Annotated in this window: 9 protein-coding genes; 3 read left to right on the forward strand and 6 right to left on the reverse strand. The window is 50.1% G+C overall.

Annotation, left to right across the window (positions count from 1 at the left end; genetic code table 11):
- The first annotated feature begins 77 nt into the window (after positions 1–77).
- Complete coding sequence (locus AC55FS_RS00325) at positions 78–1931, forward strand: methyl-accepting chemotaxis protein (protein WP_496934071.1); 1854 nt, start codon at positions 78–80, stop codon at positions 1929–1931.
- Here the strand turns inward: AC55FS_RS00325 and AC55FS_RS00330 are convergent.
- Together AC55FS_RS00330 and AC55FS_RS00335 are read right to left on the reverse strand one after the other, a co-directional pair.
- On the reverse strand, positions 1928–2560 hold the full coding sequence (locus tag AC55FS_RS00330) for a response regulator transcription factor (RefSeq protein ID WP_496934072.1): 633 nt from the start codon (positions 2558–2560) through the stop codon (positions 1928–1930). The two genes, AC55FS_RS00325 and AC55FS_RS00330, sit on opposite strands and share 4 nt — an antisense overlap.
- Positions 2557–3726 (reverse strand): sensor histidine kinase, encoded by a 1170-nt coding sequence (locus tag AC55FS_RS00335; protein ID WP_496934073.1) that lies wholly within the window; start codon positions 3724–3726, stop codon positions 2557–2559. The genes AC55FS_RS00330 and AC55FS_RS00335 overlap by 4 nt, the downstream gene beginning before the upstream one ends.
- Positions 3727–3855: 129 nt before the next feature.
- Between AC55FS_RS00335 and AC55FS_RS00340 the strand changes: the two genes are divergently transcribed.
- Complete coding sequence (locus AC55FS_RS00340; RefSeq protein ID WP_496934074.1) at positions 3856–4611, forward strand: MipA/OmpV family protein; 756 nt, start codon at positions 3856–3858, stop codon at positions 4609–4611.
- A 45-nt stretch (positions 4612–4656) separates the two neighbouring features.
- Here the strand turns inward: AC55FS_RS00340 and AC55FS_RS00345 are convergent, their stop codons facing one another.
- The 4 genes from AC55FS_RS00345 to AC55FS_RS00360 form a co-directional block, all read right to left on the reverse strand.
- Entirely contained in the window at positions 4657–6624 is a 1968-nt protein-coding gene (locus AC55FS_RS00345) for a DNA topoisomerase III (protein WP_496934075.1), read from the reverse strand.
- Positions 6625–6705: 81 nt separating this feature from the next.
- A complete protein-coding gene (locus AC55FS_RS00350) occupies positions 6706–8010 on the reverse strand; it encodes a cytochrome-c peroxidase (RefSeq protein ID WP_496934076.1) in 1305 nt (434 codons plus the stop codon).
- A 1-nt stretch (position 8011) separates the two neighbouring features.
- Complete coding sequence (locus AC55FS_RS00355) at positions 8012–8929, reverse strand: FixH family protein (RefSeq protein WP_496934077.1); 918 nt, start codon at positions 8927–8929, stop codon at positions 8012–8014.
- A gap of 77 nt (positions 8930–9006) precedes the next feature.
- Positions 9007–11112, reverse strand: coding sequence for a choice-of-anchor B family protein (locus tag AC55FS_RS00360; protein ID WP_496934078.1), 2106 nt, complete (start codon positions 11110–11112; stop codon positions 9007–9009).
- Between the two features lie 581 nt (positions 11113–11693).
- On the opposite strand from AC55FS_RS00360, the gene AC55FS_RS00365 reads away from it, so the two are divergent.
- A complete protein-coding gene (locus tag AC55FS_RS00365) occupies positions 11694–13310 on the forward strand; it encodes a M28 family metallopeptidase (RefSeq protein ID WP_496934079.1) in 1617 nt (538 codons plus the stop codon).
- The last annotated feature ends 18 nt before the right edge of the window (positions 13311–13328 follow it).

A 13328-nucleotide genomic window follows, 5' to 3' on the forward strand; every position in this document is an offset into this window, starting at 1 on the left:
ATTTGCTCAAGCTACTCCACCTCGTGCCGATGAATTTCATCTAAGCTGAACAATGCCAAGGTACGAGGACAGCACGCATGAACAACATGAGCATTCGTAAGCAGCTGATGCTAGCCGTCGGTGTCACTATTCTGGTGTTACTGGCGTTAAGCAGTGCATTCAGCTATTACCAGGCCCGCTCCAGCCTGGCACAAGAGATAAGCGAACGGATTCGAATTACCGGTGAAAAGACCAGCAGCTTTGTCAGCAGCTGGATCGACGCCAAAGGCAAGGTAGTGTCTGCGGCAGCGTCTTCCCTGGGCAGCAACTTATCCACTGCTGATGTGGTCGGCCAAGGCCAAAAGGCCGGAGACTTTATGTACCTCTACCTTGGCACCCAAGACGGCGGCATGACCATGCGCCCAGATGACGACTTACCCGCCGGCTACGACCCGCGAGTGCGTCCTTGGTATACCCAAGCCAAACAGGCTGGCCGGCAGATTATTACCCCGCCCTATGTCGATGCCAGCACAGGTACCATGGTGATTACCTTTGCCGAACCAACTCGAAATGGCGTACTAGCCGGAGATGTTGCCCTTACCGCTGTGGTGCAGCAGGTGCTCAATATCGATCTTGGCGAAAATGGCTACGCCGCTCTACTGAATGCTGAGCAAAAGTTTATGGTTCATCCGGATGAAAAACTGTTGGATAAACCCGTCAGTAGCCTAATGTCCGCCACCGGGAAACTGCGCTCTGGTAGTGTGGTATCGGCAGACTTTGGCGGCCACCACAGCTTGCTTGGCCTTTATCCCATTGATGGCACTGACTGGCAGGTTTTGCTGGTGGCACCAGAAAAAGAAGCCTATGCCAGCCTGGATTCACTGCGCTGGTCGAGCTGGGTAACTGGCATTATGACCATCATCATCGTCACCCTGATTACTGGGGTGATTATCTCACGGCTATTGCGGCCATTGGCGAACCTGAGTGTCGCCATGTCCGATATAGCTCAAGGCGAAGCAGACCTGACCAAACGCCTTGAGGTGGTGCGCAACGATGAAATTGGTGCTCTCAGCAACGCCTTTAATATTTTTGTTAGCTCGATTCACGATCTGGTGTCGCAAAGCATGGATTCATCCCGCCAACTCGATAGCCTATCAAGCTCTGCACGCACCAATGCCGAGGAAAATAATCAGGCGGTACAGGTACAGCAAAGCGAAATTAGCCAAGTGGCGGTGGCAGTGAATGAGCTGTCTTCAACCTCATCTGAGGTCGCCTCTAACGCATCAGATACGGCCGGAGCTGCACAAAATGCAACATCAGAAGGCCAGTCAGGCATGGTTAATGCCGAAGAAAACAAACGCCGTATGAGCCGCCTCACCAGTCAGATTGACGATGCAACCGGCGTCATCACTCAGCTGGATGAGCAAGCACAGCAAATCACCGGAATTCTTGCCACCATTCAGGGCATTGCCGAACAAACCAATTTGCTGGCGTTAAACGCGGCCATCGAGGCTGCCAGGGCGGGCGAGCAAGGGCGTGGTTTTGCAGTGGTCGCTGACGAAGTCCGCACCTTGTCGCAACGTACCCACGAAGCCACCGGCGAAATTCAGGAAATGATTGATAACCTCAAACAGCACAGCCAAAGCGCTGTGAGCATTATGCAAACCAGCAAAGAGCTAACGGATGAAACCGCTGACAGTGCTGCTCAGGTCACTCAAAGCCTGACCGCTATTGCCGATGCATTAGGTGACATATCAGAGCGCTCACAAAATATTGCCAACGCATCGCGTGAACAGCATGCTGCCACAGAAGAAATCAGTCGCATTGCCACTGCCATTCAAACCGCCTCGGATGACCTGGCTGGCAACGTCGCTGAGGCGATGAATCAATCTGGACAGCTGCATAGCCTAAGCACCAGCATTGCAGGCAACCTGTCGCGCTTTAGAGTTTAAATCAACCCCTGATCGATAGCCCGCAGCACCGCTTGAGTGCGGTCGCGGGCGCTGAGTTTTTCCAGTATCGCCGACACCTGGTTTCTTACCGTTCCCGGCGCCCGATGCAATGCTCGGGCAATTTCTTGATTGCTATGGCCAGCAGCGACCAATCGCAAAACCCGGACTTCTGCTGCTGTTAAATTCACCTGAACTGGCAGCACCTCAGGCTGACGGCTCTGATAACGCTGAATACGCTGCGTCAGAGCTGGTTGCAGCCATTCACCACCGCCATTCAACGCATCAATTGCGGCTAATAACTCATCCAAGCCAACATCTTTACGCAGATAGCCCTTAGCGCCATATTCGATGCATTGATGCACCAGCTCATGATCGTCAAAGGTCGTCAGTACCAGTACTGGTGTGTTGTTGCGCTGCTGATGCATGCTCTCCAGCACCTCAGTGCCCGACATCACCGGCATACGGATATCCAATAGCACCACATCTGGGCTAAAGGTCTGAATTGCCTCTAAACCCGCCCGACCATCCTCGGCCGTAGCCACCACCTGATAGCCTGGACGTAACTCCAGCAAGGTGCGAATTCCATCTCTCACCAGCTGCTGATCTTCGATTAATACAATGTTGATCACACTACTAACCCATTGCCTAGCGGCAGTTCAATATCGATCTGCAAACCCAAGGTACCTGGCTGATAACTCAAGTTCCCCCCCACAGCCAACACTCGTTCTTGCATGCCTGTTAGCCCGTTACCTGGCTGTGGCATTGAGTGACAGCCACCGTTATCAACAATATGCAAATGAACTTGCTCACCACGACGCCACAGCTTTACCACAGCCCGCTCAGCTCTGCTATGACGCACGCTATTGGTCAGAGCTTCCTGCACACAGCGCAACAGGGTTTCCGCTTGCTGCACATCGTCTACGGTCAAATCACTTTCAATTTGCAGCCACACTTTAGGGCGCGCCAAGCTAGACACGAGCGTCTGCAACGCGCTATGCAGATCAATTCCGCGATGCTGGCGAAACGTCGATACCGTATCACGCAGCTCACTTAATAGCAGATGCGCTATCACTCCAGCTCGCTCCAAGGCCAAATCGTGTTGCTCGCCCTCGGTATGACGAGCTATTTCCAACTGCAAACTCAGCGCCGCTAAATGATGGCCAGACAAATCATGCAGTTCCCGGGCGATACGTAAACGCTCATCGCGTTTGCTAGTTGAAGCCAATAATTGTTGCGTCAGGGTCAATTCAGTTACCAACCGCGACGCCTGCTCTCGCGCTTGCTGCTCCGACTCCAGCGTAGTGCTTAAATAAACAACCAATAAATTAAATAACGTATACAAGCCCATATTGATTAAAGCGTAGGGCCATTGCAGCACCAGCTGGTGATACAGACCAATCACAAGTGGCGGCACAACGGCCGCCAGTAAGCTGAATTTAAGAGAATAATAACGCGGCAACTGGCCAACCAACATGATCCATAAAATGCCGCAAATGCCTGGCGTGAAAATCAGCATCAAAACCACAGCCACAGCAGCCGATATCCACAGGCTTAGCGGTGGTGTCGGACGCTTTTTAACCTTAGGCAAACGCGCGTGAAGATTGGTACTTAAACTGACCATAAACAGAAGTGTGCACAGCGTAAGCCAGATAGGGTCAGCGGCAACAACGGCCACCTCTGGCATATCCGTCGTCCACAAGTACATAAGCAACACACTGATGGTCGTTACGGTCAGTGCCGCCAGAACAAAGTCAATCCACTTCAAGAATATGTCGCGCTGTTTGGCCGAATCCATTGCTACTGTGCCGTAAAAACAGGGTGGTCAGAATAGGGCAAATGTCATCTGCTGTCGTGACATTTGCCACATGAAGTCAGTCGCTGGGTTCGGCCATGATGACTTCAGCATAGTTAACTGGGTGTTCTTATGAAACGGTTCTGGCTTGTACCACTGGCACTTATATCAACCCTATCGGCCGTTGCTGACCAGCACTGGCGTTATGAACTGGGCGGTGCCAGTTTGGTGCGCAAAGCTCCCTGGTATGAACAATCCACGCAACAACGTAATGTACCTATGTTCAGTGCACGTTACGGCGGCTGGCACATAGGCACAGGCAACAGTCTGATTAGTTATCACTGGCAGTGGTCTCAGCTTGATTTACACTCCGGCGTTGGACTGCGCGATGAAAGTGTCAACAGCGAAGTCTGGGGTGATGCCGACGATAAACGCTACCGGGGTTTTGATGGTGGAGGGCTAGAGGCGACGGCCAATGTCGGTCTCACCTGGCACTACTTAGACATCGATATCGCTCAGGATATATCGGGTCAATCCAATGGCACCACCATTGATACGAACCTAACGATGCCACTATTTTATTGGCCCGGACGCTTTACTCCTAAAGCCCAATGGATGTTGGGAGGACGCTGGTTAAGCCAATCCTATAGCCAAAGTGTTTATGGTGTCGACCAACAAGATGCCACCGATATCCTGACAACCTACCAGAGCAAAGATGCCATCAACCCCATGCTAGGGTTAAAAATCATGTGGCCTTTCAGCAGCACCTGGCAAATGCGTTTTAAATATCACGCTGAGTGGCTGGATCAGGTTTTGCAAGACAGTCCTTTGGTGGAGCGCAATGTGCAACACAGTGCTTTTTTAACCTTTGCTTATCTCGGCCTATAAAATAGGCACTTGAAGAGCGCTCATATATAGTGAGCAATAAAGCAACTAACCCGTTTTGTTAATGGGTTTACTTCTTTTATTTTTACCGCCCGACGACTTCGATCGAGTATAACTCGCACGGCGTTTGCTGCTCGATTTGGATGCCGATTTCGGCACCTTTTGAAACTGACTGCTATCCATGGCGACCGTCTCGGCAATGAGCTGCCGCAAGCGTTGCTGCAGAGGCTGCATAAATGCTTGGTAATTTAGCTGCTGCTGACTAATTTCATTTAGCTGTCGCTCCCAATCAGCCGTGGTGTCCGGTAAGGTGGTGCTCGGCGGCAATGCCTCAATCAGTGCAGCCCCGAGCGCCGTCGCCTTGATACTTTTTCCTTGCCGCTGAATAAACCCACGCTTAAACAATAATTCAATAATGCCTGCCCGGGTGGCTTCAGTACCCAAACCGTCGGTATCACGCAATATCTTACGCAATTCAGGATCTGTCACATAGCGAGCAATACCGGTCATGGCGGCCAATAAACTGGCATCGGTAAAGGCTTTAGGCGGCTGCGTATGTTTTTCTTCCAACACAGGCTCACCACTCCATAAGCCCTGCCCAACTTTAAGTTCGGGCAAGGGATTTTCTTTTTGTTCACTGTCATCGCCATTAGGCAAAAGCACTTTCCAACCGCTATCGCTAGTACTGCGACCGCTGGCGCTAAAGCGGCCACCAGCAATAATGAGTTCCACCCGGCGTTGTTGATAGTGCCAGGCCGGATAGAACTGCATCAGATATTGCCGGGCGATGAGTCGATAAAGGCGTTGTTCGTTGTTGCTCAGACGCTGGGCCGACAACGCCTTCTGAGTCGGAATAATGGCATGGTGAGCGCCCACCTTTGCATCATTCCAGGCAGCCGAACGCAGCTGCCAATCCGCATTGTTGCAGGCCGCCGCCAGCTCGGGGCTAACCGTTGCAATAGCTGTTGCTAGCGCCTGGCGATCCTGCCAGTGTGCCACCGGCAAATAACGACAATCCGAGCGAGGATAGGTGATCAACTGATGCTTTTCATACAGACTTTGGCAAGTGTCTAACACCTGTTGAGCCGACATGGCCAAGGCCTTGGCGGCATCTACCTGCAAGCTCGATAAGTTGTAGGGCAAAGGCGGCGCTTGACGTTTATTTTGCTGATCAAAACGACAGACTTCAGCAGGCTGCTGGCGAATTCGCTCGGCCACATTGTGTGACAACTTAGGGTTCAATACTCGCCCTTCCTCGTCTTGGTGGGCGACACAGGCTTCGCTCGGTTGCCAGTCGGCATAAAAAAGAACAGGGGTGTCCGGCGCTGCTTGAATCGCTGCCCGTACCGGGTAATAAGGGCGGCTAACAAATTCGGAAATCTCTTTATCTCGACGTACCACCAGCCCCAGTAACGGTGTTTGCACTCGACCCACAGACAGTACCTGGCCAACACCCGCCTGCTGCCCCTTAATGGTGGAGGCGCGGGTTAAATTAATGCCGTATAACCAGTCAGCACGACTGCGAGCCAAAGCCGACACAGACAAGGGCAAAAAATCGCGATTAGGGCGCAGCTGGTTTAGCGCATTTTTCACCGCAGCTGGATTTAGATCCGAGATTAATAAACGTTGCATGCCACGCTTTTTTGCATCACTGACCTTCAGGTAATCGACCACCTCGTCCACCAGCAACTGCCCTTCGCGATCGGGGTCACCGGCATGCACCAGCTGCTGCGCTTGTTTTACCCAGCGGCGTAAGACCGACAACTGCTTGCGAGTTGAAGCTTTTGGCTGTAATTGCCAGACATCAGGTACGATCGGCAACAGGTCCAGTCGCCACTGCTTAAATGCTGGGTTGTAGGCATCGGGCTCAGCTTGCTCAAGCAAATGACCAATGCACCAACTGACCACATCGCCATTGCCCACCTGAATAAAGCCATCACCCTTTTGATGAGGCTTGGGCATCACAGCAGCAATAGCACGTCCTAGACTGGGCTTTTCGGCAATGAATAGACGCATAACACGGACACAACTATGTATATCCGTACAGTATAATAAAAAAATGCCCCAGCTGTAAGCTAGGGCGATAACGGTGCTGCTTTAGTCGTCAGTGGCGAGCCACCAACGGTCACTGGCATCGATCGGTGAAGTGAGGGTATCGAGAAAACGCAGCAGCTGTTGCTGCTCTTCTTCCGTCAGATTTAACGGCACTATATCGAAGTGCGGCCGGCTCGGGTGCTGCTCTCGATCATAAAATGGTGGTGTGGGCTTATTATAATGTGCAATTACTTCAATCAAGCTGGCTAGCTGGCCAGACTGCATATATGGCGCCGTTTTTGCCACATTGCGCAAACTCGGGGTTTTGAAAGCCCCGACCAACTCAGGCCCCTGACGTTTAAGAAATTGCATTTCTTCGCATTGCGAAGGATTGGCGTCGCTGTAAGGCGACAAGCAAGTGAACTCATTTTTCTGCAAGCTCGTTACACCTTCAAAGCGTCCCATATCCACCTGTTTTTGGTTCGGCTCAGGCGCACCAATATTGTGAAACTCAAAGTTGGTAAATAACGGTCCGTTATGACAACTGGCACAGTTGCCTTTGCCCATAAACAGTCGCATGCCGCTAACTTCGTCTGCCGTCATCAGACGTGTCAATTGCTGCTTATCTTGGCCTTGCTGTAAGGCCGTAACAAAGCGATCAAAGGGCGCAGGCTGCAACTGGATCTGGCGCTGATAGGCCATCAAAGCTTTGCCTATATTGGCAAACACCTGATTGACCACCTGCTGCTGCTGATGTGAAAGCTGATTCCAGCGCTGCCGCGCTTCAGAATCCTGCCGTGGACTCGCGGGTTGCTCCGGTAGGGTTTTTATTAAAGCGATATTCAGCGGCGCAAATAAAGCATCATAGGCTTGGTGATAATGGCTTGCGACATATTGCACAGCCTGACTGCGGGCAATGCCGTGCTCATTGATATCCTCTAATGGAGACAGGGCCTGTGCCCATAAACTGTCCGCTCGCCCATCCCAGAACTGCCATGGCCCATACTGAGATGTGGCGATGGAAGGCGCATTACGACGTACCTGCCCCAAGCCCACCGAACGTTGCAGACCGTCAGTAAAATACTGCTCAGGCTGATGACAGCTTGCACAGGATACTTGGCCATTGCGACTTAATCCTGGATCAAAAAACAGCTCTCGCCCTAACTGAGCCGCTGCCGCATCATCTGCTAGCCGGTTGCCAAAGGCTGAGGGAGGTGGTGGTAACTGGCTCAAATGGAACTGTGACAAAAACCGTATGTCGGCTTCGGTAAAATCGTAAACGGACTCTGCTTGAACCGACAATATTGCAATCGACCACAGGCATACGCCCAGGAATGTCTGACAAATCAAACGACTGATGGTATTCATATTACAACACCAAATTAAATACCAAAGAGTCACTATTATTCTGATGCTCAATATCAAACTGCATCACCCACCAGCCTGTCATTTGAAACTTAACGCCATCCACAAGATATTCGCCAGGCGATAATTCTTTGGTAATTTTTGGCTGAGTGGGAAGGCCATGTACATGACCCGGCATATGACCATCGATATTAATTTTTGCACCGGTAACGGGTTTTCCTTGGGCATCAGACACCAGCAACCGCCACTGATGGATTTTATTTAGGGGAACATCCGCTGCCGGCTGAGTTAAGGGCTCAGCATGAGCAAAAAAAGTTAAATTTCTTGAGCGCTGAAAGGTCGACACATCGAGATCCGCAGGGGCATTTTGACCGCTCAGAGCCGGTACTTTCATACTCATGCCCGACTTGCTATCGGTATCAGCACCGTCCGTCATTTGACCTAACATGGAGGGGTGTACGCTGCGAATTTGCGCATTGTGTGCCATCACAGGATGTTCACGCGAGGCCAATTTCATCGGCCCATGCAAGTGGACCTTGTCACTCCAAGAAGCTGTAAAACCTAGCTTGATCAACGCCATAGCCTGCTGTTCAAGGATACTGCTGCGCTGTCTTAACATACGGCCATGCTGCTGCCAGTTCTGCCTCTGTTCATTCAGCGTATTCACCATGGTTGTAAAGCTGGCTTCACTGCCGCTGCCTTGTACTTTTCTTTGCTCAACACGTAACTTTTTTATATCTCCCAGCAGTTTATTACTGCGTTTTAGCACTTCGATGGATTCCAATTCCAGCACTTTTGATTCCTGCAAAATGGCATTTGCATGAGCAACAAGTTCAATGGGATTTTTATGCTCAGCATGACACAAGCCTACTAATGAAAACCCCAATGATATAACAGCAAAAAGCTTTAACGGCTTAATCATTTTTCTACTCCCAACTTCACCTGTCGTGAAGAGCGGCAGCGACAAAGAACATCGCTGCCTGATGGATTTATTGTTATTTAGAACTGCAATGCCCAGGAATTCAGCGTGCCTGAATCCTGGTTAACTAAATCCTTGACGTTAAGAGTCCATTTACCAGCAGGGTTAATATCACTTAAATCAAGTTCATAGGTTTTATTGATGTCATTATCAGAGCCACCCTTACGATCATGTAAGGTACTGGTGCTGCCATCTGGGTGCTGCAGTTCTACCACCAGATCGCCGATGTAGCTATGACTGATATTAACAATCACGCTGACCGAACTGGCACTGTCAGTTCGATCAACGTTGATCTCACTGCTGATGCCGGTAGTGTTGTTGTCTGGAATCGCGACTGGATTATTATTCTCGTACCGGTCACCTGGGGTAGTGCCGCCATCGACAATAGTCACGGTGTAATCTTCCACCTCTCCATAATCAAACGAACCACACGCATCAGGGGCGTTTTGATAACGCATCACCACGCGCATGCGTGTGTCACCAACTTTGGCACTGGCTGGAATAGTAAGTTTACCAGTGACAGAACCGCTAGATGCTGCGGAAGAAAAGACTTGCTCACCTTCATCGCTGAAATCACCATCCTGATTCAGATCGACCCAGATTTTCCACACTTCGTTATAGCTACTGTTGCTGAACCCTGGCGTCAGAGTGACTGCCGTTTCACCACCAGCCAACTCTATTTTTTTGCTGGTGAAGTCTGAATATCCCGCACCGACCGAGGCGTTAACAAAGTCTCCCACTTCCACCTTAGCTACCCACTCGTAACTGGCGTTGTTACCTTTTGCGCTGCAGTACTCAACTTGGCCAGGCTGATTAATCGCCTCCCAGTCTGGTGTTAAAGTAAAGAGTCCATTGCCAATATCACTGGTGATCACATTGCCACTGGCAAAATAAATGTAGTTACTCCAGGTGCCAGAAAACTGGGCGCTATTGGAATTTGGAATAGTGTCAAAATAAGCCACTTCCGTCAGGCTACCCGATGCGATTTGTTCTGTATCTAGAATACGTAAACCAGCCCGGTAGTTTGACTCAAATACGTAGCCGTTTAGGGTATACAGATTGTGATCAATAGCGGCCGTTGGACCAACATAGCGCCCTAACTCAACCGGATTATCAAGATCACTAACATCGTAGATATAAGAGGTCGTGTTATGACCATTACGCTGCTCATCTAACTCATCATTCATGATCAGCAAGGCATGATCATCATCCAAGAACCAGCCCTGATGGGTATATTGTGAGCCTTGATAGGGTGTACGTGATATTTGCTGTGGATTCGATTTGGTCGTCACGTCGACAATGGTAATGGTGTCTTCATTATAGGCCGCACACACTTCACGATTTTGATAGTCGCTATCCGGGCCGTTATAAACGACACATTGTGCATCGTGGGTATAGCCGTCACTGGAAAAACAACCTGCGTAAGCAGGATTCACTGGATCAGAAACATCCACCATATATAGACCGCCGCTGCATTGGTTACTGCCAACGATATAGGCGTAACCTGTTGCTTCATTAATGGCAATATTGTGAGCATTGCCGAAGCCACTCATATGCTTAGTTTCGGTCAAAGTGCTGCCCGGTGTGGTATTGCGCAGACTGGTTAAATCAAATACCTGTAAGCCGTGGCTACGATTGGCATTACCGTCGGCAACAATAAAAGCATGATCGTTATAGGTTTTAATATCACGCCAAGCAGCGCTACCGCCATTATGAGAAGGCAAAAAACCCAAATAAACAGGCTGGGTGGCATTAGTCACATCGACAAAGGAAGTACCGTTAGTACGACCGACAATGGCAATTTCTGCGCCTGTTTGCGGATCAGTCCAGCCCCATATGTCGTTTAGTTCTGAGCCACTCCCTCCCATACTATTTTTGGATAAGAAGGATTGTAAATCTATGTTCTTACATGGATATCCACCGGCACTGCCATTTTCGCAACGTGTCACGGCAGCGGTTTCCGCATTACCAGCAGTTAAGCGGTCAGAGCCTTGCAGTCCCTCACCACCATTGCTGGCATCATATTTAAAGCCATCAGGGAACATAGCACTATGCCCCTGTACATTAACGGATGCACACAGCGCGCTTGTGGCGACCAGTGCAAGTAGAGATGATGTTTTCATCATGATTAGAACCCTTTTGATAGACCTTTATGTTGGTCCACTGGAGCAGCTGGCCTTGCCATCCGGCGTGGCGACATACTGCGGTTACCACCCTCCTCCGTGGATGCCCAAGGCTGGTCATACCAAGGGCATCGATTAGCATGATCGATAGCTAGAAAAGTAAAAAATTCCTCTTCCTCTCTGCCGCGAAAATTAATACCATCGCCCGATGACTGACCTAATTTAATGCACGGACCTTTTCTGTTGCACCAATAAAGGGACAACAAAGTCACCAACGATAAATAACCAAATGTAGACCCAATAATAAAAATCGTTAATAATCATTAGACAATCAAGATCAGGTCTAGAAACACCTGCACAATCATCTAAGCTTCGACACTAAAAACCACTCCTAAAGAATATTTTCCTGAAAAAGTTAATAAATAGAAAATCACCTACTGTAAAGCGCAACATCGACAGAAGATAAATTCGAAATAGCACCACTTTCGAAAAAGGCTCAGATAATCCATTCATTTGCGTGCCTGACTGTGATTCCCTGATTAAGTTTTTTCACAGCCATCTCGTTACAGGATCGGATTATCGATATGAGAAAATATTTACACCCCGGCATGGCAACTGCACTCGCCATGGCTATCTCTTCACAAGCCTCTGCTATCAGCCTGGATTCGCCAAGCAATTTGTTAGATCGCTATTGGAGCCCCGATCGACTAGGCATGTTTGAATGCCAATTTGGTGTATTAAACAGCACACCCCTTGGCTTACCACGCTGCGTTCAGGCCAGTAATATTCAATATCACTTGGAAATGCTGTATGGCATTGCTGAAGCCAACGACGGCAATCGCGCTGCAGGTATGCCTGGCTATACCGCGTCACTGGAGTACATTCAGCAAACCTTGGAAAGTGTTGGTTACAGCGTCGAGCTAAAGCCCTTCCCGTTTAATATGTATTACGTGGTGGGTGATGGCGTGCTTTCGGCCACTCTGCCTGATCCAGTGTCTTATGTTTTTGACCAGGATTTCACCTATCTGTCGCAAACCGATGGCGGCGATGTCACCGCTCCTGTGAGCGCGGTTGATCTGCAGTTAGGTGATGGCAACACCTCCACCAGTGGCTGCGAAATGGACGATTTCAACGGCTTCACCAAAGGCCATATTGCGCTAGTACAGCGTGGTAGCTGTGCGTTCCAGACCAAAGCGGAAAATGCCGCTGCCGCAGGTGCGGCTGGTATCGTGATCTTCAACCAGGGTGATACCGACGATCGCAAGGGGCTGACTGGTGCCACCTTGGGCGACGATTATTCTGGCGGTATTCCGGCAATGTTCGCCACCTACGACAATGGCGTTACTTGGTCACAAACCAAGGGGCTGGAACTTCGGCTAAAAGCCGATGTGGTGCGCGAGAATGTTGACTCTTACAACTTGGTCGCTGAAACCAAGCGCGGCAACCCAGACAATATCGTCATGGCAGGAGCGCATTTGGACTCAGTGTATGAAGGCGCCGGTATTAACGATAACGGCTCTGGCAGTGCAGCTCTGCTGGAAATGGCTGTGCAAATGAGCAAAGCCTTCCCGCGCAACAAAGTCCGGTTTGCTTGGTGGGGTGCTGAAGAAGCCGGCCTAGTAGGCTCGACTGAATACGTTAAGTCCCTATCAGCGGAAGAAAAAGCCAAGATCAAGGTGTACCTCAACTACGACATGATCGGCTCCACTAACTTTGGCAACTTTATTTACGACGGTGATGGCTCAGACTTCGACCTGCAAGGCCCTCCGGGTTCTGCTGCAACGGAGAAACTGTTTGAGAAATACTTCCAGCTACGTGGCTTAGAAGCGGAAGGTTCAGAGATCAGCTTCCGCTCGGATTACGCTCAATTCTTCGAAGAAGGCATCGCATTTGGTGGCCTATTCACTGGTGCTGAAGGTGTTAAAACAGAAGAGCAAGCGGCGAAATTCGGCGGCGAAGCCGGCGTATCTTACGACCCTTGTTATCACGATGCCTGTGACAACTTGCTCAATATCAATGAGCAGGCACTGGAGATTAACGCCGACGCCAGCGCCTTTGTGACCAGCTGGTTGTCGTTATCAACCCGGGTAATCGATGATGAAATCGCCGCCAGCAAAGACTCGCAAGGCGACAAGATGACGATCCACAGCTACCAGCACGGTTACGACAAAACTCACTGGGGTAAGCACTGGATCAAATAAGCATGGCTCGATGGTAGT

The sequence above is a fragment of the Bacterioplanes sp. CLAM21 genome, from assembly GCF_059641015.1.